Here is a 22,353-nt window from a genome sequence, read left to right as displayed (position 1 = left end):
AACATGGCCGTTCAGGCCAAGCCGGCAACCGACGCATCGCCGTCGCCCTGGACCGCGGTGGCCCGGGCCGTCGCCCTGCTCACGGTGGCCGTAAGCGTGCTGCTGACCGCCTTCGCCTGGCCCTCGATACGTTCATCGGTGCACGACGTGCCGATCGCCGTCGCCGGGCCGGCACCTGCGGTCGGACAGATCAGCGCCGCCCTCGACGAGCGCCTTCCCGACGCGTTCGAGATCACCGAGGTCGCCGACACCGCCGCCGCCGACCAGCTCATCCGCGACCGCGACGTGTACGGGGCGATCGACGTCAGCTCCGGCACCCCACAGGTCATCCACGCCACCGCCGCCAGCGCGGCCGTCGCCCAGACCCTCAACAGCATCGCCACCGCGCTCAGCCAGCCGCAGTTCCAGGGCGCCGGCACGGAGGCCACCGTCCGTGACCTCGTCCCGCTGCCGCCCGACGACCCGCGTGGTGCCGGGCTGGCCGCCGGCGGGCTGCCCCTCGTCATGGGCGGTCTGCTCGCCGCACTTCTGCTGACCAGACTTGTCCTTGGCACCACCCGTCGGGTCATCGGAGCGCTCGCCTTCGCCGTCACCGGCGGCCTGGCCGTGTCGGCCATACTGCAGTTCTGGCTCGGCTCCCTGACCGGCTCCTACTGGGCGAACACCGGCGCGGTCGCCCTGACCGTCGCGGCCACCTCCCTGAGCATCCTCGGGCTGGAGTCCGTGCTCGGATACGCCGGGCTCGGCCTGGGCGCGGCCACGATGATGCTCATTGGCAATCCCTTGTCGGGCACCGCGACCGCGCCCGAAATGCTGCCCGGCTGGTCCGGCATGCTCGGCCAACTGCTACCGCCCGGCGCGGGAGGTTGGCTGCTGCGATCCACCGCCTTCTTCGACGGCCGCGGCGCCACCCATTCGATCATCGTCCTCGCCACGTGGCTAACGCTCGGCATACTGCTGTGCCTCGCAGGCAGCCTGCGCCGGCAACGCCCGGCAGCCGAACCAGTGACCACCGCTCAGCCGGCCGCACAGGCGACCGTGTGAGGTGCAGCGGCGGCGTCACTCGCATCGAGGTTGCGCCGCCGCTGTCCAGCACTCCCGACTGTCACGATCGGACGCACTCATCTGGGTGCCGGCTCGGACCGCAACCGCCCAGCCATACGCCGACCGCCGAACGCCAGACCGCCGTACCCAGGAAGGGATACGGCGGTCTGGCGTGGTGCCGGTGGACGTCAGGAACCGGGGGTGTTGTTGGCTCCCTTGGCGGTGGCCGCGAGGTAGTCGCGGTTGAGCCGGCCGATGGTGTTCAGCGGGATGCCCTTCGGGCAGGCCGGGGTGCATTCGCCGGCGTTGGTGCAGCCGCCGAAGCCGGCCTCGTCGTGCGCGTCGACCATGCCGATCACCCGGGTGTAGCGCTCCGGCTGGCCCTGTGGCAGGAGCGAGAGCTGGGTGAGCTTGGCGGCGGTGAAGAGCATGCCGGAGCCGTTCGGGCAGGCTGCCACGCAGGCGCCGCAGCCGATGCAGGCGGCCGACTCGAAGGCGGCGTCGGCGTTGGCCTTGGCGACCGGGGTGGAGTGGGCTTCGGGCGCGCTGCCGGTGGGCGCTGTGACGTAGCCGCCAGCAGCGATGATCTTGTCGAAGGCGCTCCGGTTGACGACCAGGTCCTTGACGACCGGGAAGGCGCTGGCCCGCCACGGCTCGATGTCGATGGTCTCGCCGTCCTTGAACTGCCGCATGTGCAGCTGGCACGCGGTGGTGCCGCGCTGCGGCCCGTGCGCGTCGCCGTTGATCATCAGGCCGCACATGCCGCAGATGCCCTCGCGGCAGTCGTGGTCGAACGCCACCGGGTCCTCGCCCGCGAGGATCAGCCGTTCGTTGAGCACGTCGAGCATCTCCAGGAACGACATGTCCGGGGACACGTCGTCGACCGGGTAGGTCACCATCCGACCCTTGTCCTCAGGGCCCTTCTGGCGCCAGATGCGCAGGGTCAGGTTCACTTGTAGCTCCGCTGCGTGGGGTGGACGTATTCGAACTTCAGGTCTTCCTTGTGCAGCACCGAGGGCTCGCCGTCGGCGGTGAACTCCCAGGCCGCCACGTACGCGAACCGGTCGTCGTCGCGCTGCGCCTCACCGTCGGGGGTCTGGTGCTCGGCCCGGAAGTGGCCGCCGCAGGACTCCTCGCGGTGCAGGGCGTCGATGCACATCAGCTCGGCCAGTTCGAAGAAGTCGGCCACCCGGCCGGCCTTCTCCAGCGACTGGTTGAGTTCCTCGCCGGTGCCGGACACCTTGACCCGCTGCCAGAACTGCTCGCGCAGGGCGCGGATCTCGTCGATCGCCTTGCGCAGCCCGGCCTCGCTGCGCTCCATGCCGCAGTGCTCCCACATGATCTGGCCCAGTTCCCGGTGGAACGAGTCCACGGTCCGGTCGCCGTTCACCGCGAGCAGCCGCTGGACGCGGTCCTCGACGTCGGTGCGTGCCTCGACGGCCGCCGGGTGGCTGGCGTCGACCTTCTCCAGCGGACCGGAGGCCAGGTAGTTGGCGATGGTGGTGGGCAGCACGAAGTAGCCGTCGGCGAGGCCCTGCATCAGCGCCGAGGCGCCGAGCCGGTTCGCGCCGTGGTCGGAGAAGTTCGCCTCACCGATCACGAACAGGCCGGGGATGTTCGACTGGAGGTCGTAGTCGACCCACAGGCCTCCCATCGTGTAGTGCACGGCGGGGTAGATGCGCATCGGCACCTCGTACGGGTCCTCGCCGGTGATCCGCTCGTACATCTCGAAGAGGTTGCCGTACTTGGCCTCGATGGCCTTGCGGCCCAGCCGCCCGATCGCGTCGGCGAAGTCGAGGTAGACGCCGAGCTTGGTCGGCCCGACGCCCCGGCCCTCGTCGCACACGTTCTTCGCGGCGCGGGAGGCGATGTCGCGGGGGACCAGGTTGCCGAAGGAGGGGTAGATCCGCTCCAGGTAGTAGTCCCGCTCGTCTTCCGGGATGTCCTTCGGGCTGCGGTCGTCGCCCTTGGTCTTCGGCACCCAGACCCGGCCGTCGTTGCGCAGCGACTCGCTCATCAGGGTCAGCTTCGACTGGTGGTCGCCGGAGACCGGGATGCAGGTCGGGTGGATCTGCGTGTAGCACGGGTTGGCGAAGTACGCGCCCTTGCGGTGCGCGCGCCAGGTGGCGGTGACGTTGCAGCCCTTGGCGTTGGTGGAGAGGTAGAAGACGTTGCCGTAGCCGCCGGAGGCGAGCACCACGGCGTCGGCCATCTCGGTGCTGATCTCGCCGGTGACCAGGTCCCGGACCACGATGCCCCGGGCCTTGCCGTCGACGAGAACCAGCTCCAGCATCTCGTGCCGGGCGTTCATCTCCACGTTGCCCAGGCCGATCTGCCGTTCGAGGGCCTGGTACGCGCCGAGCAGCAGCTGCTGGCCCGTCTGGCCCCGGGCGTAGAAGGTGCGCTGCACCTGGGCGCCGCCGAAGGAGCGGGTGTCCAGCAGGCCGCCGTACTCGCGGGCGAACGGCACTCCCTGGGCGACGCACTGGTCGATGATGTTGACCGACACCTCGGCGAGCCGGTGCACGTTCGACTCGCGGGAGCGGAAGTCGCCGCCCTTGACGGTGTCGTAGAAGAGCCGGTGCACGGAGTCGCCGTCGTTGCGGTAGTTCTTCGCCGCGTTGATGCCGCCCTGTGCCGCGATGGAGTGCGCCCGGCGCGGGCTGTCCTGGTAGCAGTAGGACTTGACGTGGTAGCCCTGCTCGGCCAGGGTCGCGGCGGCGGAGCCGCCGGCCAGGCCGGTGCCGACCACGATGACCGTCATCTTGCGGCGGTTCGCGGGGTTGACCAGCTTGGCCTCGAAGCGCCGGGTCTCCCAACGCTTCTCGACCGGGCCGTCGGGAGCCTTGGTGTCGGCGATCGGGTCGCCCTCGGTGAAGAGTTCCATGTCAGGACACCAATCCGGTGAGTACGGCGAACGGGACCACCAGGTACCCGGCGCAGAGCAGCACGGCGAAGACCAGAGCCGCGGTACGCGCCCTGCGCTCGCCGCGGGGCGTCTGCTGGCCGAGGCTGCGGAACGCGCTGAACGCGCCGTGGCGCAGGTGGAAGCCCACCGCGAGGATGGCCAGCGTGTAGAAGAGCGTGACGTACCAGCGTTCCGGGGCGAAGTCGGCGACGACGTTGCCGTACGGCTTGCTGGCGTCGCCGACCGGGTTCAGCGTGCCGGTGGTCAGGTCCAGCAGGTGGTAGATCACGAAGAGCAGGATGATCACGCCACCCCAGCGCATCGTGCGGGCCGCGTAGCTGCCGTTGACCTTCTTGCGGTGGGCGTACTTGACCGGGCGGGCGGCGCGGGCCCGCCGGGCCAGCACGGTGGCGGCCACGATGTGGGCGACGACCGCCACGACCAGCACGGTGCGCAGGATCCACAGGAACCAGACGCCAGGCAGCAGTGGCTTGCCGATGTCGCGCAGCCAGTGCGCGTAGTGGTCGAACGAGGTCTCCCCCGTGAACACCTTCAGGTTCCCGAGCATGTGGGCGATGAGGAACAGCGCCAGCAGGATGCCCGTCACCGCCATGACGGCCTTGAGGCCGACGTTCGAGCGGATGGGCGACCGAGTTTTCGTGATTACCACAGGACCGACGCTAGGAGCACTTCGATCAGTCGTCCAATGCATCAAACTCGCAGTGTTGATAGCCGTAGGCTATTTAGATGCAGCTCCATCAGCTCCGGTACTTCGTCGCGGTGGCCGAAGTACGACATTTCACCCAAGCCGCCGACATCGTGGGCATCACTCAGCCTTCTCTCAGTAAGCAAATTCACGCTCTGGAGGCCGACCTCGGAGCGCCGCTGTTCGAGCGGGTAAGGGGCAACATCGCGCTCACCGCGGCGGGTGAGGTGCTGCTGCCGTTGGCCACCCGGATCCTCGCCGACGTGGAGACCGCGACCCGGGAGGTCCAGGAGTTGGTCGGGCTGCGCCGGGGCCGGGTCCGGCTCGGGGCCACCCCCAGTCTGGCCACCTCGCTCGCCCCGCCGGTGCTGCGCCGGTTCCGCGACGCGCACCCCACCATCGACCTGCGCGTCGAGGAGGGCGGCTCCCAGGACCTGGTCCGCGACCTCCTACGCGGCGACCTCGACCTGGCTCTGATCATCATGCCGGCGCAGGGGGCCGACCCGGGGCTGCGGGTCGACCCCATCCTGCGCGAGAGCCTGGTGGTGGCCTCGGTGGGCGAGGTGGCGACCGCGTCGGCGACCGGGGAGCTGCGCATCACCGACCTGCGGGACCAGCCCATGGTGATGTTCCGGGAGGGGTACGACCTGCGCGACGCGACCATCCAGGCGTGCCGGGAGGCGGGCTTCGAACCGACCTTCGCGGTGGACGGCGGCGAGATGGACGCGGTGCTCAGCTTCGTCGAGGCGGGGCTCGGCATCGCGCTCGTGCCCGGCATCGTGCTGGCCCGCCGGCCGGGCGTGCGGATCACCCCGCTCGCCCCGCCCGGGGTGCGGCGGACCATCGCGGTGGCCCGCCGGCGCGACGTCGTACCCACCCACGCCGGTCGGGAGCTCCGGCGCATCCTGCTCGACTACGTGCAGTCCGCGATTGACGAAGCGAAGCTGCCTCCCGGGGTCGAGCCTCGTTGAGGGGGGTGGGTGTCGGGTTGGCCTCACCACCGATGTGCCCCGGCGGCCGTCGGCTGAATGGTTCGTATCGCCCAGCCGACCGTTCCGCGTTGATCATCCCGTTCGTCCTTGCTGGGTTAAATCGACCTTAAGCTCGGGATATAGGACTCAATGTCCGACCAGGTCACTTAAAGTGGAGCCTTGCACGGGTCAAATTACTCATTCATCTCGTAACAGCTCACCGGCGGGCATTTCGCCGGCAGGGAGGCTAGACATGAGGATCCTGGTTACCGGCGGCGCTGGCTTCATCGGGTCGCATTTCGCGCGCAGTCTGCTCGGCGGACGCTACGTCGGGTTCGAAGACTGCGACGTCACGGTGATCGACAAGCTGACCTACGCCAGTGATCGGGCCAACCTGCCGGCCGCGCACCCCCGCCTGACGTTCGTCCGTGGGGACATCTGCGACCGGCAGCTGCTCGCCGACCTCGTGCCAGGGCATGACGCGGTCGTGCACTTCGCCGCCGAGTCGCACGTCGACCGGTCCATCGACGATCCGGCGCCGTTCTTCGAGACCAACGTGATGGGGTCGCACCACCTGATGTCCGCCTGCGCGCGTGGCGGTGTCAGCCGGGTCGTGCACGTCTCCACCGACGAGGTGTACGGCTCGATCAACGAGGGCTCCTGGAACGAGTCCTGCGTGCTGGAACCCAACTCCCCGTACGCGGCCTCCAAGGCGGCCAGCGACCACGTGGTCCGCTCCTACTGGCGCACGTACGACGTGGACGTCTCGATCACCCGCTGCGCCAACAACTACGGGCCGTACCAGCATGTGGAGAAGGTCATCCCGCGCTTCGTCACCAGCCTGCTCACCGGTCAGGACATCACCCTGCACGGCGACGGCAGCGCGGTGCGCGAGTGGCTGCACGTCGACGACCACTGTCGGGCCATCGCGCTGGTGCTGGCCAAGGGCCGCGCCGGCGAGGTCTACAACATCGGCGGCGACCTTGAGCTGACCAACCGTGCGCTCACCGAGCGGATCCTGCGGCTGGCCGGCGCGGGCTGGGACCGTGTCCGGCACGTGCCCGACCGCAAGGTGCAGGACCAGCGTTACTCGCTGGACTTCCGCAAGATCTCCGAGGAACTCGGCTTCGAGCCGCAGATCCGGTTCGAGGACGGGCTGACCGAGGTCTTCCACTGGTACCGGGAGAACCGCGCCTGGTGGACGCCCACCGCCACGGAGCCCCGCAGTGCGGCGCTGACCAGCTCGGTGCGCGGCGTTCCAGCCAGCCGGGCGCTGTCCGTCCAGGCACGCTGACTGGCCCGCGACCCGGCCCGGCCGACGTGGCCGGGCCGGGTCAGCGGCCCTCGGCGTCGTCCATCGCCCGGTAGATCCGCTGCTCGGAGACGGGGTACGGGGTGCCCAACGCCTGGGCGAAGACGTTCACCCGCAGCTCCTCGATCATCCAGCGGATCTGCCGGACGGCCGTCTCCTGGCGACGGGCCGGCGGCAGGTTGGCGAGCAGGTCGGCGTACTCCTTCTGCACCACAGCGATCCGGTCCTGCTGCTGGCGGTCCCGCTGCGGGTTGCCGCCCAGCCGCTCCAGCCGACGCTCGATGGCGGTGAGGTAGCGCAGCAGGTCGGGCAGCCGGGCGTACCCGGTCTCGGTGATGAAACCGGCGTGCACCAGCCCGGCGAGCTGGCTGCGGATGTCGGCCAGCGCCGCCACCACGGCGAGGTTGCGGGTCGCACCGAGTCGCTGCTCGACGGCGTACGCGGCGGCGAGGACCTTGCGGACGCGGTCCATCACCTCGACCACCGTGTCGACCAGGTCGGCGCGGACCTTCTCGCGCAGGGCCGCGAAACCGTCGGCGTCCCACGCCGGCCCGCCGGCCACACCGATCAGCCGGTCGATGGCGGCGCCCGCCGCGTCCTCGATCAGCTCCTGCACGCCGCCGTGCGGGTTGCGGCTCAGCGCCAGCTTCGCCTCGTTGTCCAGCCGCCCCTGGAGGAACCGCGCCGGTGACGGCACGGTGAGCCGCAGCAGCCGGCGGGTGCCGGCCCAGTGCGCCGCCTCTGCCTCTGCGGGGGAGTCGAACACCTTCACCCCGACAGTGGCGCCCTCGTCGACGAGCGCCGGGTACGCGGTGACCGCGTAACCGGCGCGGACCTGTTCGATGGTCCGGGGCAGGGTGCCGACGCTCCACTCGCGCAACCCGGTGCGGGCCACCTCCGGTGCGGCGGCCGCCACCACCTGGCGTACCTCCTGGCGGAGCTGGCGTTGCAGGGCCGGCAGGTCCTTGCCCTCGGCGACCGGTTTCTCGTCGTCGCCGAGGACCCGGAAGGTCACCCGCAGGTGCGCCGGGAGCTTGCCCGGCTCCCAGGCGTCGCGGGGCACTGTCACCCCGGTCATCCGGCGCAGCTGCCGGGTGAGCGCGTCCAGCAGCGACTCCGCGCCGGGGGTGATCGCCGCCAGGGCGGCCCGGGCGTAGTCCGGCACCGGGACGAAGTTGCGGCGGATCGCCTTGGGCAGCGAGCGGATCAGCGCGATCACCGTCTCCTCGCGCAACCCCGGCACCTGCCAGTCGAAGGTCTCCGCCGGCACCTGGTTGAGCAGCGGCAGCGGGATGTCGACGGTGACGCCGTCGTCCGGCGTGCCCGGCTCGAACCGGTAGGTCAGCGGAAGGCTCACCCCGTCGGCCTGCCACTCGTCCGGGTAGTCGTCCTCGTCCACCCCCGGTCGGCCGTCATTGATCAGCAGGTCCCGGGTGAAGGTGAGCAGGTCGGGTTGCTCGCGACGGGTCTTCTTCCACCAGCTGTCGAAGTGCCGGCCGGAGGACACGTCGGCCGGGATCCGCTGGTCGTAGAAGCCGAAGATGGTCTCGTCGTCGACCAGGATGTCCCGGCGTCGGGCCCTGCTCTCCAGCTCCTCGATCTCGGCGAGCAGCCGCTTGTTGTCCGCCCAGAACTGGTGGTGGGTCTGCCAGTCGCCCTCGACGAGGGCGTGTCGGATGAACAGCTCCCGGCTCAGCGTCGGGTCGATCCGGCCGAAGTTGACAGTGCGGGAGCTGACCAGCGGGACGCCGTACAGGGTGACCTTCTCGTAGGCCATCACCGCGGCCTGCTTCTTCTCCCAGTGCGGTTCGCTGTAGCTGCGCTTGACCAGGTGCTGCGCCAGCGGTTCGACCCACTCCGGCTCGACCCGGCCCGCGATGCGCCCCCACAGCCGGGAGGTCTCCACCAGCTCGGCGGCCATCACCCAACGCGGCGGCTTCTTGAACAACGCCGACCCGGGGAAGATCCCGAACTTCGCGCCCCGCGCCCCCAGGTACTCGTGTTTCTGGGCGTCCTTGAGGCCGATGTGTGACAGCAGGCCGGGCAGCAGCGACTGGTGCACCTTCGGGGTGTCGATCTCCTCCGGCAGGTCCGCGCCACCCCGACGACCCCGGCCGGCGTCCGCGTCGTCCGCTGTGTCGCGCGCCGGCCGCCCACCCCGTCGGTCACCCTCCTGCGGGGTACGCAGCACCTGCCGCAGTTGGCTGACGATGTCCTGCCACTCGCGGATCCGCAGGTAGTTCAGGTACTCCGCCTTGCACATCCGGCGGAACGCGCTGGAGGACAGCTCCCGCTGCTGCTCGCGCAGGTAACGCCACAGGTTGAGGTAGGCGACGAAGTCCGACTCCTTGTCGGCGAACCGGGCGTGCGCCTGGTCCGCCTGGGCCTGCTTCTCCGCCGGCCGCTCCCGTGGGTCCTGGATGGAGAGCGCGGCGGCGATCACCAGCACCTCGGTGGCGCAACCGTTGCGTTCGCCCTCGACCACCATCCGGGCCAGCCGCGGGTCGACCGGCAACTGGGCCAGCCGCCGGCCGAGCGCGGTGAGCCGCTTCGCCGGGTCGGCCTCGGTCGGGTCCAACGCGCCCAGCTCGTGCAGCAGGTTCACGCCGTCGGTGATGTTGCGCTTGTCCGGTGGGTCGATGAACGGGAACGCGGCGAGGTCGCCGAGCCCGATCGCGGTCATCTGGAGGATGACCGACGCCAGGTTGGTCCGCAGGATCTCCGGGTCGGTGAACTCGGGTCGGGACAGGAAGTCCTGCTCGTCGTAGAGGCGGATGCAGATGCCGTCCGACGTACGACCGCAGCGGCCCTTGCGCTGGTTGGCCGAGGCCTGGGAGACCGGCTCGATCGGCAGCCGCTGCACCTTGAGCCGACTGGAGTAGCGGGAGATGCGGGCGGTGCCCGGGTCCACCACGTACTTGATCCCGGGCACTGTCAGCGAGGTCTCCGCGACGTTGGTGGCGAGCACCACCCGGCGCGAGGAGTGCGCGGCGAACACCCGGTGCTGCTCGGCGGAGGACAGCCGCGCGTACAGCGGCAGGATCTCGGTGCCGAGCAGCGAACGCTTCGTCTGCACCAGCTTGCCCAGCGCGTCGGCGGTGTCCCGGATCTCCCGCTCACCGCTGAGGAAGACCAGGATGTCGCCGGGGCCCTCGGCGGCCAGCTCCTCGACGGCGTCGCCGATCGCCTGGATCTGGTCGCGGACGTTCTCGTCGTCGCCGTCGCCGTCCTCCTCGCCCTCGGCCAGCTCGACGAGCGGCCGGTAGCGCACCTCCACCGGGTAGGTACGCCCCGACACCTCGACCACCGGCGCGGGCACGCCGTCGGGCTCGTCGGCGGTGGGTGGGCCGGCGAAGTGCCGGGCGAACCGGTCGGTCTCGATGGTCGCCGAGGTGATGATCACCTTGAGGTCGGGTCGGCGGGGCAGCAGCTCCCGCAGGTACCCGAGGATGAAGTCGATGTTGAGGCTGCGTTCGTGCGCCTCGTCGATGATCAGCGTGTCGTACTGGCGCAGCATCCGGTCGGTCTGCAACTCGGCCAGCAGGATGCCGTCGGTCATCAGCTTCACCAGGCTGCGCTCGCTGACCTGGTCGGTGAAGCGCACCTTGTAGCCGACCACGTCGCCCAGTTCGGTGCCCAGCTCGTCGGCGATCCGGTCGGCCACCGTCCGGGCGGCCAACCGCCGGGGCTGGGTGTGCCCGATCAGGCCGTGCACCCCGCGCCCCAACTCCAGACAGATCTTGGGAATCTGGGTGGTCTTGCCGGAGCCGGTCTCGCCCGCCACGATCACCACCTGGTGATCGCGGATGGCGGCGGCGATGTCGTCCTTGCGCTCACTGACCGGCAGACCCACCGGGTACGTGATCACCGGCACCGCCGCCTGGCGAGCGGCGAGCCGCTGCTCGGCCCGGACCAGGTCAGCGGTGATCTCGGTCAGCGCCGCCTCCCGACGCTGCGGATCGCGCAGCTTGCGGGCACCGTCCAGTCGCCGCTGGAGCCGGCGCTGGTCGCGGAACATCAGAGGTGTGAGGCGGCGGTGCAGCTCGCGAACGGGATCGGACGCGACGGAGGCGGTTGGATTCTGCATGTCGTGCCCAAGGATAGGCAGCCCGGCGGCGCACCGCCCCTGGGTTACCGAGCGGCCGGCTCTCCGGAGGCCACCTCCCGTCCCTGGACGGCCAGGAGCGGGCCCTAGAGTTGGCGGCCGACGTCGAGCGCTGGGGGAGCCGGATGGAGATGCGCGACACCGACCGCGCGTTGGTGCAGGCCGCCACCGCGGTCTCCAAGCTGCGCTGCCGCAGCCAGCACCACACTGTCGCGTCGGCGGCCCGGACCGCGGACGGGCGGGTCTTCACCGGTGTGAACGTCCAGCACGCCACCGGCGGGGCCTGCGCCGAGCTGGTCCTGATCGGCACGGCCGCCACCCAGGGCGTCACGGCGTTGGAGACGATCGTCACGGTCGCCGACCGCGGCCGCGAGGTCGTCGCGCCCTGTGACCGGTGCCGGCAGGTGCTGCGGGACCACTTCCCGGAACTGCTGGTGATCGTCGGCCCGATGGACGCCCTGCGGGTGGTCCCGCTCGGGGAGTTGCCGGCGGATACCGGGAGCGGCTCGGCCGGCTGACCGGGCACGGCGTCAGTCCCCGGAGGCCGCCTCCAGCATCGACTGCGGCACCGGCACGCTCTCGAACCGCAGGTTGCCCTCCGGAAGCAGCCACGATGTGACCCGCGCGACCAGGCGACCGGCCCGCACGGCGGGGTCGTTGGCGAAGAGCGCGCGTGCCTCGTCCGGGGCGATGGACAGCACCACGAAGCCCCGCAGCTGCTCGTCGTCGGGGTGCAGGAACGGCCCGGCCGCGAGCACCAGCCCCTGCTGCACGAGGCCCGCCTGGTGGGCCAGGTGCGCGTCCTGCAACCGGTCGATCGCGTCCTGCGGCAGCTCCGGCGGATCCGACGGTCGGGTCAGCAGGACGACCGTGTGCTGGTCGAATCGCATGAGCCAACCCTAGGTGCGCCGCGCCCTTCGCGCGGGCGTCTGCCCTGCTCAGCCTGTCGCGGATCGATGAGCGCCAGTTAGGTGACCCTCAACTGAGCAGCTAAGGTAAGGCGAACCTAAGCATGAACGTGCAGGAGACTCGTGACCACCCTCGCCGCCCGGCCGACCCCGGCCCGCAACCGGTCCGGCACCCGTACCGGCCGCCGGGTGGCCGTCACCGTCGCGGCCGCGCTGGTGCTGCTGCTCACCGTGCTGGCCAGTTTCGCGCTCGGCAGCCGACAACTCGGCATCGACCAGGTCTGGCACGCGCTCGTCGCACCTGACGGCAGCGACGCCAGCACCATCGTCCGTGAGCTGCGGATGCCGCGGACCGCGCTCGGCCTCGCTGTCGGGCTCGCGCTCGCCGTGGCGGGCGTGCTGTTCCAGGCGCTCACCCGCAACCCCCTCGCCGAGCCGCGCATCCTCGGCATCAGCGCGGGCGCGTCGTTCGGGGTGGTGCTCGCGATCTCCGTCTTCGGCGTCGGCACGCTCGCCGGGTACGTCTGGTTCGGCATCGCCGGAGCCCTGATCGCCGGGCTGCTGGTCTTCGCCATCGCCACCCGCGCCCGCGAGGGCGCCAGCCCGGTCACCCTCGCGCTGGTCGGCGCGGCGCTCGACGCCAGCCTGGCCTCCGGGGTGTACGCGCTGCTCAGCATCGACGCCCGCACCTTCGAGGAGTACCGCTTCTGGGTGGTCGGCGGGCTGGCCGGCCGGGACCTGTCGGTCGCCGCGCAGGTGCTGCCGTTCGTCCTCGCCGGGCTGGTGCTGGCCGCCCTGGTTGCCCGAGGGCTCGACGCCCTGGCCCTCGGCGACGACGTGGCCCGTGGTCTCGGCCACCGGATCGGCCTGGTCCGCCTCGGTGGTGGCCTCGCCGCCGTGCTGCTGACCGGTGCCGCGGTAGCCGCCGCCGGACCTGTCGCGTTCGTCGGGCTGGCCGTGCCGCACCTGGCCCGCGCCCTGGTCGGCGCGGACCACCGCTGGACCCTCGCCGTCTCCGCCCTGCTCGGGCCGGCGCTGCTGCTCGCCGCCGACATCGTCGGTCGGCTCGTCGCCCCGCCCGGCGAGATCCCGGCCGGGATCGTCACCGCCCTGATCGGCGCGCCACTGCTGGCCGTGCTGGTCCGCCGCGCCCGGGTGGTGACCGCGTGACCACCACCCTGCGCCCAGGCTCGGCTGGTGCCGACGCGGCTCGGCTGCCCGGGCGGTCGCTGCTGCGGATCGGCCCGGTCAGCCTGCTGATCCGCCGTCGCGCGGTGCTGGTGGCCGCCGCGTTGACAGTGCTGCTCCTGCTCGCCGTCGTGCTCAGCCTCTCGCTGGGCACCCCGTACGTCGCCCCGGCCGACGTGCTGCGCGCCCTCTCCGGTGCCGGCACGCCGTACGACCTCGTGGTCTTTGATCTTCGGCTGCCGCGGGTCGTGCTGGCGGCCGTGGCCGGCGCCGCCTTCGGCGTGGCCGGCACGCTGATCCAGAGCGTGGCCCGCAACCCGCTCGCCAGCCCGGACGTCATCGGCATCACCCAGGGCGCCGGCCTCGCCGCGACAGTGGCCCTGACCAGCGGAATGGCCGCGGTGCTGGTGGCGCCCACCGCGCTGGTGGGCGGGCTGCTCGCGGCGGTGCTGCTGTTCGCCCTCGGTGCCCGGCACGGGCTGGCCGCGCAGCGGTTCGTGCTCGCCGGGGTGGCGGTCGCGTTCGGCTTCCGGGCGCTCACCGAGGTGGTCATGCTCACCGCCGACCCGATCGACGGGCTGCGCGCGCAGATCTGGCTGATCGGCACCCTCGCCGGCAAGGGCTGGACCGAAGCCGCCTGGATCGCCGGCACGCTGCTGGTGCTGCTGCCGGTGCTGGCCTGGGCCGGCTGGGCGCTGAACAGCACAGCCCTGGACGACGACACCGCCCGGGGCGTCGGGCTGCGCCCGGTGGCCCGCCGGATCGGCCTCGCCGGCACCGGCGTACTCGTCGCCGCCATGGTCACCGCCCAGGTCGGCGCCGTCGACTTCGTGGCGCTGGTCGCCCCGCAGGTGGCCCGTCGACTGGTACGCGCCGAACGACCACCGCTGGTCTGCGCGGCGCTGCTGGGCGCCCTCCTGCTGGTGCTGGCCGATCTGGCCGGCCGGCGGTTGTTCGCACCCACCCAACTACCCGCCGGTGTGCTGACCGCAGCGATCGGCGGCCCGTACCTGATCTTCCTGCTGCTGCGCGGCCGGCGGCGGTCGTCGTGACGCCTCAAGGAGTGGTGTGATGCTCTCCACCCGCGACCTGGTCGCCGGCTACGACGAGCGAACCGTGCTCGACGGGCTCGACCTCGACCTGCCCACCGACGCGTTCACCGTGATCGTCGGGCCCAACGCGTGCGGCAAATCCACCCTGCTGCGCACCATGGCCCGGCTGCTCACCCCTCGCCGAGGCACAGTGCTGCTGGACGGCACCGCGATCCGCGACCTGCCGACCCGGGAGGTCGCCCGCCGCCTCGGAGTCCTGCCGCAGAGCCCGCTGGTGCCCGAAGGCGTCACGGTGGCAGACCTGGTCGGGCGCGGCCGACAGCCCTACCAGCGGTGGTGGCGGCAGTGGTCGGCGGAGGACGGTGCCGCTGTGGACCAGGCGATGGCCCTCGCCGACGTCACGGACCTGGCCGACCGGCCGGTGGACAGCCTCTCCGGCGGTCAGCGGCAACGGGTGTGGATCGCGATGACACTCGCCCAGGACACCGACGCCCTGCTGCTGGACGAGCCGACCACCTTCCTCGACCTGGCCCACCAGGTGGAGGTGCTGGACCTCCTGCACCGGCTGCGCTCCGAGCGGGGCCGCACAGTGGTCGCCGTGCTGCACGACCTGAACCAGGCCGCCCGCTACGCCGACCACCTCGTCGCCATGCGCGCCGGCGCCGTGGTCGCCGCCGGACCGCCCCGGGACATCCTCACCGCCGACCTGGTCCGCGACGTCTTCGGGCTGGCCTGCGTGGTCGTGCCCTGCCCGGTGACCGGCGCACCGCTGGTGGTGCCCGCGTACACCGGCGGCAGCGCTCCGGCTGCCGCTGCCCGTCCGGCTCCGGCTTCCGTCGCCGCGTCCGCTGACGCGGAAGACCCCAAATCGCCCACGGCCTCCGTACCGGACGCCCGACCCGCCACCGGCGACGCGGCCAACCCGCTCGCCGGCTCGCACCCCTCGAAAGGACTCTGATGCGTCGTCTCGTCGCAGCTCTCGCCGCAGCCGTCGCCCTCGGTGCCGGCCTCACCGCCTGCGGTGAGAGCGACCCGGTCGCCGGCTCCACCACCGGGGAGACCCGGGAGATCACCCACGCCATGGGTACCACCAAGGTCCCGGCCGAGCCCAAGCGCGTCGTCGTGCTCGACACCGACAAGATCGACACCGCGCTCTCGCTGGGCATCACGCCCGTCGGTGCCGCCACCGCCGGTGAGGCGAAGAGCTGGCCGACGTACTTCGGCGCGGACAAGCTCACCGGCATCAAGGAGGTCGGGGTGCTCACCGAGCCCGACCTGGAGGCGATCAACGCGCTGAAGCCGGACCTCATCCTCGGCAGCAAGTTCCGCCAGGAGAAGTTCTACGACGAGCTGGCCGCCATCGCGCCCACGGTGTTCACCGAGAAGGTGGGCATCACATGGAAGGACAACCTCCTCCTCGACGGCAAGGCGCTCGGCCGCGAGCAGCAGGCCAAGGATCTGCTCGCCACGTACGAGAAGCGGGCCAAGGACTTCGGCGCCACGCTCGGCGACCCCGCCGCCCGCAAGGTGTCGATCGTGCGGTTCATCCCGGGCAACATCCGGGTGTACGGCCCGGACTCGTTCTCCGGCATCGTCATCGGCGACACCGGCCTGGGCCGCCCCGAGCGGCAGTTGCTCGCCAACAAGGAGGACAAGCGCTTCGACCTGGTCAGCCCCGAGCGGATCAACGAGGTCGACGGTGACGTCATCTTCGTGACCGCGTACGGCGACAAGGCCGCCGCCGAGCAGACCAAGGTCGCCGGCGGGACGCTCTGGAAGGGCCTCGGCGCGGTCAAGGCCGGCAAGGCGTACCCCGTCTCCGACGAGGTCTGGATGACCGGCATCGGCGTCGGCGCCGCCAACAAGATCCTCGACGACCTGGCCAAGTACCTCCCCGCCGCCTGACACACCCCACCAGGACCACCCGGCGTGACGCACCCCGCGCACACCATCCAAGATCCGCGCAAGTTCGGGGAAACTGCTGCCTCGTGAGCTGTTCAGGCAGCAGGATCCCTGAAGTTGCGCGGATCTTGCTGGGTCTGGGTCTTACGCAGAGTCAGCGGGAGCGGGACCGGAGGGCTTGACGAAGTTCGGCGAGGAAGCCGTCGAAGTCTTCGCGGAACCGCTTCGCGGTGACGTGCAGGACGATCCAGTCCTCACCGAGCAGTCGGTTGAGGCGGCGGCGGTCTCGGTGGAACTGCTCGGGATCGTCGTGCCACACCCCGTCGTACTCGACGGCGACCTTGAGGTGCGGCCACGCCAGATCGAGACGGGCCACGAACCTTCCATCGCGCTCGACCACGAACTGCGTCACGGGCGCCGGCACCCCGGCGAGCACTATTCGCACGCGAAGCTGGGACTCCGGGATCGACTCCGCGCCCGCGTCGGCGAGCTCAGCGACACGCACCATCCGCTTCCAGCCCCGGTCGCCGATCCGTGCTCGGGAGGCCGCGCGCAGTCGAGGGAGCGTCACCAGCCGTTGGCTGGCCAGGCGATCCACGACGGCGACGGCGTCCTCCGTTGGTAGCCACTGGGCGAGGTCCCAACAGATGCGCGTCGGCGTGGTCAGCGGGATGCCCTGACGTACCGCAATGTCGGTCGCGGCGATCGCACCCGTGTGCACAACGAGCCCTGAGACCGGACCGAACCGCTTGCCGGCGGGCACGAGCACATCGATGGGCTCGTGGTTGGCGACCGACGCCGCGCCGTAGAGCGCTGCGGCACTGCGACCGGCTATCGCTGCGCCCGGTGGCAGAACCCACAGTGCCGCGGCGGTACAACGAGTGCGGTGGGTGACCGCCAGCCGGGCATCGGCGTAGACGTCCCTGAACAGCGGACGCCATGCCGCGCTGCGCAGCTCCGTCCGGGTCAGCAGGCCTTGGGCAACGACGCGGGAACCGCGGAAGACGCGTCCCTGCAGACTCGCCGGCCGTCGTGGGGAAAGAGGCATGACAGACACCATGACCGGCGTTCGCGTTCGCCTGCAGCCCCTGTGGATAACCCTGGGCAGAGGCCGGAACGCCAAGATCCGCACAATTTCGCTGTTCTTGCTGCCTTCTCGCGACGCAGACAGCAGCATCCCCGAAGTTGCGCGGATCTTGGCCGGCCGGCCGGCCGGCCGGCCGGCCGGCCGGCCGGCCGGGTGGGTGGGTGGGTGGGTGGGTGGGGGAGTGTGGGGCGGGGGTGGGGTTAGGCGGCGGTGGACCAGATGGCGCGGAAGGCGGCGGCCTCGCCGGAGAGCCATCGTTCGATCTGGTCGGGCTTGGCGTCGGTGGGCATGCGGTGGGCCAGGCCGCGGCGGACGTCGACCAGGACCGGCTCGGCGTGCGGGAGCACCGCGTCCATGTGACGGGCCATCAGGTGCAGGGTGGCGAGCACCGACTCCTCGCTCGGTGGGGCCTCGTCGAAGTGCAGGCGGACCGCTTCGGCGCGGCCGTCGGCGTGGCGTACCCCGAAGTGGGGGTTGATCTTGACGGGCAGGTCACCCAGCATGGCCAGGGCGTCGCGGGTCTGGGCGAGATCGATGGCGGCTGGCTCGCCGAGGGAGTGCAACCAGGTTGTGGCGCCGGGGACGAGCGCCTGGTAGAGCGGGCGCCAGCGTGGCTTGACGATGTCGGCCACCCCGGCCAGGTGGGTGCCGCCGGTGTGGAAGGCGATGTCGGCCTTGAGTGCCTTGACGAACTGGCCGTGCGGGTTGAAGCCGGACCGGCTGGCGCGTTGCTTGCGCAGCCCGCCGACGAAGGTCGCCTTGGTGGGGCCGGTGCGATCGACGTAGCGGGTGAAGCCGAGCAGTGTGGCGTAGGGGGTGAGGGGTGTGGAGGCGGGAGCGGTCACGGGCGTCCTCCCGGGTCGTAATCCTGCAGGTCAGGAACTCGATTAGTACATACATTCTAATCGACGGGTCTGACATCGCCCAGCGAAAGAAGGGGTGTGGAAGACGCGACAAAGGGGGCCGTCCGGCGTACGGACGACCCCCTGTCGGGACGCTCGCTAGAGCTGGCCGACGTCGGTGATCCGAACGACCGCCGCGCCGACCTCGTCCGAGGCCGCCAGGTCGATCTCGGCGCTGATGCCCCAGTCGTGGTCGCCGTCCGGGTCGTCGAAGATCTGCCGTACGGTCCACCGCTCCCGACCCTGCTCGATCATGAGCAGTGCCGGACCCCGGGCGTCCGGCCCGACCCCGATCGAGTCGTACGCCTCGAAGTACGGCCCGAGGGCGTCGGCCCACGCGTCGTAGTCCCAGCCGTCCTCGGCGTCCAACTCGGCGAGCAGGTCCCAGCGGCGTAGCGCGGCCAGCTCGACGCGGCGGAACAGCGCGTTGCGCACCAGCACCCGGAACGCCCGCGCGTTGCGGGTCACCGCCGGTGGCCGATCCGTCAGGGCGGCGTGCGCCTGGGCCACCTCGGCCACGTCGGACGGGTTGCGCAGCCGCTCCCACTCGTCGATGAGGCTGGAGTCGACCTGGCGGACCAGCTCGCCCAACCACTCGATGAGGTCGATCAGTTCCTCGGTCTTGGCGTCCTCGGGCACGGTCTGGCGCAGCGTCTTGTACGCGTCGGCCAGGTAGCGCAGGACGAGACCCTCGGAGCGGGTCAGCCCGTAGAACTGCACGTACTCGGTGAAGGTCATGGCCCGCTCGTACATGTCGCGGACGACGGCCTTGGGGGAGAGCTGGTGGTCGGCGACCCAGGGATGACCCTGCCGGTACATCTCGTACGCGGCCTCCAGCAGCTCGGCCAGGGGCTTCGGGTGGGTCACCTCGTCGAGCAGTTCGATGCGCGCCTCGTACTCGATGCCCTCGGCCTTCATAGCGGCGACCGCCTCGCCGCGCGCCTTGAACTGCTGCGCGGAGAGGATCTGCCGGGGGTCGTCGAGGATCGACTCGATCACGCTCAGCACGTCGAGCGCGTACGACGGGGACTCGGCGTCGAGCAGTTCGATGGTGGCCAGCGCGAGGGGGGAGAGCGGCTGGTTGAGGGCGAAGTCGAGCTGGAGGTCGACGGTGAGCCGGATCCGCCGGCCGGTCTCGTCCGGCTCGGGCAGTTCCTCGACGACCCCGCCGGCCCGCAGCGCCCGGTAGATGGCGATCGCCCGGCGGATGTGCCGGCGCTGCGCGGCGGGCTCCTCGTGGTTGTCGGTGAGCAGGTGCCGCATCGCTGTGAACGCGTCCCCGGGCCGGCCGATGACGTTGAGCAGCATCGAGTGGCTGACCTGGAAGCTGGAGGTCAGCGGCTCCGGTTCGGCGTCGACCAGTCGGTCAAAGGTGGGCTGGCCCCAGCCGATCGAACCCTCCGGCGGCTTCTTGCGGACCACCTTGCGCCGCTTCTTCGGGTCGTCGCCGGCCTTGGCGAGGGCCTTCTCGTTGTCGATGACGTGCTCGGGGGCCTGCACCACGACCCGGCCGATGGTGTCGTAACCGGCCCGGCCGGCCCGCCCGGCGATCTGGTGGAACTCCCGGTTCTTCAGCAGCCGGGTACGGACCCCGTCGTACTTGGACAGGCCGGTGAACAGCACGGTGCGGATCGGCACGTTGATGCCGACGCCGAGGGTGTCGGTGCCGCAGATGACCTTGAGTAGGCCGGCCTGGGCGAGGGTCTCCACCAGGCGGCGGTACTTGGGCAGCATGCCGGCGTGGTGCACGCCGATGCCGTGCCGGACCAGCCGGGAGAGCGTCTTGCCGAAGCCGGCGGTGAACCGGAAACCACCGATCGCCTCGGCGATCATGTCCTTCTCGGCGCGGGTGCAGACGTTGACGCTGGTCAGCGCCTGGGCGCGTTCCAGTGCGGCGGCCTGGGTGAAGTGCACCACGTACACCGGGGCCTGCTTGGTCTCCAGCAGCTCCTCGAGTGTCTCGTGCAGCGGCGTCATCGCGTACGAGAAGATGAGTGGGACCGGCCGCTCGGCCGTGCGCACGACGGCGGTCGGCCGCCCGGTGCGCCGGGTCAGGTCGTCGACGAAGCGGGTGGTGTCCCCCAGGGTGGCGGACATCAGGATGAACTGGGCCTGCGGCAGCTCGATGATCGGCACCTGCCACGCCCAGCCCCGGTCGGGCTCGGCGTAGAAGTGGAACTCGTCCATGATCACCTGGCCGACGTCGGCCTTCGTGCCCTCGCGCAGCGCCAGGTTCGCCAGGATCTCCGCGGTGCAGCAGATGATCGGGGCGTCGGCGTTGACGCTGGCGTCGCCGGTCAGCATGCCGACGTTCTCGGCGCCGAAGACCTCGCAGAGCGCGAAGAACTTCTCCGACACCAGGGCCTTGATCGGCGCGGTGTAGAAGGTCGTCCGGCTGTCGGCGAGGGCCGCGAAGTGCGCGGCGATCGCCACCAGGCTCTTACCCGAGCCGGTGGGCGTATTCATGATCAGGTTGGCGCCGGAGACGATCTCGATGACCGCCTCTTCCTGATGGGGGTAGAGGTCGAGGCCGCGCTCCTTCGCCCAGCCGGCGAACGCGTCGAAGAGGGTGTCGGGGTCGGCGCTTGTCGGCAGCGCGGCGGTGAGCGTCATAGCCTGTCCATGGTGCCTGGATCATGCCCCGGTACGCCAACCCGGCCCGCACCGGACCCCCGTCCGGGCGTCCCGAACGCCCCGCCGCGTTCCGGTCCGGGCGTTTCGCCGGTCACGGTCGGCGGTACAGCAGGTCGACGACTGGCCGACCGGCCGTGATCGCCCGCCGCTCGAACTTCGTCACCGGGCGGTGCGCCGGACGCGGCGCGAAACCGCCGTACGCGTCCACCAGCTCCGGGTCCGCGTCGAGGGTCTCCCGCATCGCCTCGGCGTACTCGGCCCAGTCGGTCGCGCAGTGCAGCATGCCGCCGGAGCGCAGCCGGGACCGTAGCAGCGCCACGTGCGCCGGCTGGATGATCCGCCGCTTGTGGTGGCGGGACTTCGGCCACGGGTCCGGGAAGAAGACGTGCACAGCGTCCAACACGCCCTCGGGCAAGCCGCTGACCAGCGACAACGCGTCGCCCTGCGCCACCCGCACGTTGCGCAGGGCACCGCGCTCCACCAGGTGGAGCAGGTTGGCGATTCCCGGCGTGTGCACCTCGACCGCCAGATAATCTCGATCCGGGTCGGCGGCAGCCATCGCAGCGGTGCTGTCGCCCATGCCCGAGCCGATCTCCAGCACGACGGGCGCCCGACGACCGAACAGGTCGGCCAGGTCGACGGGCACCACAGGTCCGTCCGGCACATCCAGGCCGTACGCGGGCCAGAGCCGGCTCAGCGCGTCGGTCTGCCGGTCGCTCATCCGACCCCGGCGGGGGTGGAACGTGCGGATCGTCCGGCTCGCGGGCGGGACGGCGGGGTCATGGTCGGTGGCGGTCACAGCGACCCGAGCGTACGCGACGCCGCCGCCGGATCGGATGTGATGTGCGACCGGAAATGAGAGGATCCAACTGGTACGGCAGGTCGGGTGCTCCACTGCCCGACCCGGCCGCACGGCGTCGAGAGGGGGCATGGTGAGAGTGACCCGCGGCGTCGTCACCCTGTCGCTGGTGACAGTGCTCGCCGGCCCCCTGCTGGCCGCCACGCCCGCCCTCGCCGCACCCGAGCATGCCCTCGCCACTCGTGCCACGCCCGAGTGGGCTGATCTTGCCGCGCCCAAGTGGGCTGTCGCCGTCGCGCCCGCGCCGCAGCCGGGAGGGCCGCCCGGGAGTGCTCCCCAACCGGCGCCGTCGGTGGACATCTTCGTCGAGGTGAGCCCCAGCACCGTGCAGCCCGGCTACCTGGTCGGCATCCGGGCCAGTTGTCGGGACAACTCGGTCGGCGCCACAGTGGTCTCCGACGCCTTCGGGGCGGTCGGCGTGCAACCCCAGCGCGGGGTGCTCACCGCCGCGCCGATGGTCCGCGAGCGCACCCGCCCCGGCAACTACCGGGTCAAGCTGGAGTGCCGCGACGGCGAGACCGCCTCGACAATGCTCCAGGTGGTCAAGAAGATCCCCAACCAGCCGAGTCGGGGGCCGGCGACCGGGTTCGGTGGGAGCAGCGGCGGGATGACCGGCAAGCTGCTGCTGCCCGGCGGCGCGGCACTGACCATCACCGGGCTGATCCTCGCCGTGATGGCGTTCCGCCGCCCCCGAGCCGCCACGCGTCGCTGAGCCCGCCATGACTATCTTCCGCCCCACGCCGCCGCCGGCCGGTTCACGCCCGCCGTCGCCCGG

The 22,353-nt window shown here is 71.1% G+C and carries 18 protein-coding genes; 9 read left to right on the top strand and 9 right to left on the bottom strand.

Annotated features, from left to right (window positions below):
• Nucleotides 1-3 precede the first annotated feature (3 nt).
• A complete protein-coding gene (locus tag OH804_RS17490; protein WP_406058155.1) occupies nucleotides 4-1,044 on the top strand; it encodes a hypothetical protein in 1,041 nt (346 codons plus the stop codon).
• Between the two features lie 188 nt (nucleotides 1,045-1,232).
• Here the strand turns inward: OH804_RS17490 and OH804_RS17485 are convergent, their stop codons facing one another.
• From OH804_RS17485 to OH804_RS17475, 3 genes are read right to left on the bottom strand one after another with little or no spacing between them, the layout of a single operon-like run.
• The gene (locus OH804_RS17485; protein WP_091401529.1) at nucleotides 1,233-1,997 is read right to left on the bottom strand and encodes a succinate dehydrogenase/fumarate reductase iron-sulfur subunit; all 765 of its coding nucleotides are present in this window, start codon (nucleotides 1,995-1,997) and stop codon (nucleotides 1,233-1,235) included.
• Nucleotides 1,994-3,931 (bottom strand): fumarate reductase/succinate dehydrogenase flavoprotein subunit, encoded by a 1,938-nt coding sequence (locus OH804_RS17480; RefSeq protein WP_406058153.1) that lies wholly within the window; start codon nucleotides 3,929-3,931, stop codon nucleotides 1,994-1,996. The genes OH804_RS17485 and OH804_RS17480 overlap by 4 nt, the downstream gene beginning before the upstream one ends.
• Before the next feature lies 1 nt (nucleotide 3,932).
• Complete coding sequence (locus OH804_RS17475; protein ID WP_196922118.1) at nucleotides 3,933-4,664, bottom strand: succinate dehydrogenase cytochrome b subunit; 732 nt, start codon at nucleotides 4,662-4,664, stop codon at nucleotides 3,933-3,935.
• Nucleotides 4,665-4,699: 35 nt separating this feature from the next.
• Here OH804_RS17475 and OH804_RS17470 point away from each other — a divergent pair, with 35 nt between their 5' ends.
• The gene (locus OH804_RS17470) at nucleotides 4,700-5,629 is read left to right on the top strand and encodes a LysR family transcriptional regulator (RefSeq protein WP_196922119.1); all 930 of its coding nucleotides are present in this window, start codon (nucleotides 4,700-4,702) and stop codon (nucleotides 5,627-5,629) included.
• A gap of 253 nt (nucleotides 5,630-5,882) precedes the next feature.
• The gene (gene rfbB / locus OH804_RS17465; RefSeq protein WP_196922120.1) at nucleotides 5,883-6,923 is read left to right on the top strand and encodes a dTDP-glucose 4,6-dehydratase; all 1,041 of its coding nucleotides are present in this window, start codon (nucleotides 5,883-5,885) and stop codon (nucleotides 6,921-6,923) included.
• Nucleotides 6,924-6,963: 40 nt separating this feature from the next.
• On the opposite strand, the gene hrpA is transcribed toward rfbB, so the two are convergent.
• Nucleotides 6,964-11,028, bottom strand: a complete 4,065-nt coding sequence (gene hrpA, locus OH804_RS17460) for an ATP-dependent RNA helicase HrpA (protein WP_406058150.1) — start codon at nucleotides 11,026-11,028, stop codon at nucleotides 6,964-6,966.
• Nucleotides 11,029-11,171: 143 nt separating this feature from the next.
• On the opposite strand from hrpA, the gene OH804_RS17455 reads away from it, so the two are divergent.
• Nucleotides 11,172-11,564, top strand: coding sequence for a cytidine deaminase family protein (locus tag OH804_RS17455; protein WP_406058148.1), 393 nt, complete (start codon nucleotides 11,172-11,174; stop codon nucleotides 11,562-11,564).
• A 12-nt stretch (nucleotides 11,565-11,576) separates the two neighbouring features.
• Here the strand turns inward: OH804_RS17455 and OH804_RS17450 are convergent, their stop codons facing one another.
• A complete protein-coding gene (locus OH804_RS17450; RefSeq protein ID WP_196922123.1) occupies nucleotides 11,577-11,936 on the bottom strand; it encodes a YciI family protein in 360 nt (119 codons plus the stop codon).
• A 141-nt stretch (nucleotides 11,937-12,077) separates the two neighbouring features.
• On the opposite strand from OH804_RS17450, the gene OH804_RS17445 reads away from it, so the two are divergent.
• Genes OH804_RS17445 through OH804_RS17430 form a run of 4 tightly spaced genes read left to right on the top strand, consistent with a single transcriptional unit; the run spans nucleotide 12,078 to nucleotide 16,099 of the window.
• Nucleotides 12,078-13,124: a FecCD family ABC transporter permease gene (locus OH804_RS17445; RefSeq protein WP_406058146.1), complete on the top strand. Its 1,047-nt coding sequence runs from the start codon at nucleotides 12,078-12,080 to the stop codon at nucleotides 13,122-13,124.
• Nucleotides 13,121-14,194, top strand: coding sequence for an iron ABC transporter permease (locus tag OH804_RS17440; RefSeq protein WP_307788646.1), 1,074 nt, complete (start codon nucleotides 13,121-13,123; stop codon nucleotides 14,192-14,194). Before OH804_RS17445 ends, OH804_RS17440 begins: the two co-directional genes overlap by 4 nt.
• Before the next feature lie 19 nt (nucleotides 14,195-14,213).
• Complete coding sequence (locus OH804_RS17435) at nucleotides 14,214-15,152, top strand: ABC transporter ATP-binding protein (protein ID WP_406058144.1); 939 nt, start codon at nucleotides 14,214-14,216, stop codon at nucleotides 15,150-15,152.
• Nucleotides 15,152-16,099 carry an ABC transporter substrate-binding protein gene (locus OH804_RS17430; RefSeq protein ID WP_406058142.1) on the top strand — a complete coding sequence of 316 codons (948 nt, stop codon included), beginning with the start codon at nucleotides 15,152-15,154 and terminating at the stop codon, nucleotides 16,097-16,099. The genes OH804_RS17435 and OH804_RS17430 overlap by 1 nt, the downstream gene beginning before the upstream one ends.
• A gap of 151 nt (nucleotides 16,100-16,250) precedes the next feature.
• Here OH804_RS17430 and OH804_RS17425 read toward each other — a convergent pair whose 3' ends face one another.
• From OH804_RS17425 to trmB, 4 genes are all read right to left on the bottom strand, one after another.
• Nucleotides 16,251-17,144, bottom strand: a complete 894-nt coding sequence (locus OH804_RS17425) for a hypothetical protein (protein ID WP_406058140.1) — start codon at nucleotides 17,142-17,144, stop codon at nucleotides 16,251-16,253.
• 239 nt (nucleotides 17,145-17,383) lie between these two features.
• On the bottom strand, nucleotides 17,384-18,028 hold the full coding sequence (locus OH804_RS17420; RefSeq protein WP_196922128.1) for a hypothetical protein: 645 nt from the start codon (nucleotides 18,026-18,028) through the stop codon (nucleotides 17,384-17,386).
• A 156-nt stretch (nucleotides 18,029-18,184) separates the two neighbouring features.
• Nucleotides 18,185-20,698, bottom strand: coding sequence for an RNA helicase (locus OH804_RS17415; protein ID WP_196922129.1), 2,514 nt, complete (start codon nucleotides 20,696-20,698; stop codon nucleotides 18,185-18,187).
• 112 nt (nucleotides 20,699-20,810) lie between these two features.
• Nucleotides 20,811-21,518 (bottom strand): tRNA (guanosine(46)-N7)-methyltransferase TrmB, encoded by a 708-nt coding sequence (gene trmB, locus OH804_RS17410; protein ID WP_406058138.1) that lies wholly within the window; start codon nucleotides 21,516-21,518, stop codon nucleotides 20,811-20,813.
• Nucleotides 21,519-21,648: 130 nt separating this feature from the next.
• Between trmB and OH804_RS17405 the strand changes: the two genes are divergently transcribed.
• A complete protein-coding gene (locus tag OH804_RS17405) occupies nucleotides 21,649-22,290 on the top strand; it encodes a hypothetical protein (protein WP_406058136.1) in 642 nt (213 codons plus the stop codon).
• Nucleotides 22,291-22,353: the final 63 nt, after the last annotated feature.

The sequence above is a fragment of the Micromonospora sp. NBC_00860 genome, assembly GCF_045207375.1.
GTDB classification, from domain to species: Bacteria; Actinomycetota; Actinomycetes; order Mycobacteriales; family Micromonosporaceae; genus Micromonospora; species Micromonospora vinacea.
Note: the sequence above shows the minus strand (reverse complement) of the source record. Positions and strands in the feature narration are given on the sequence as shown.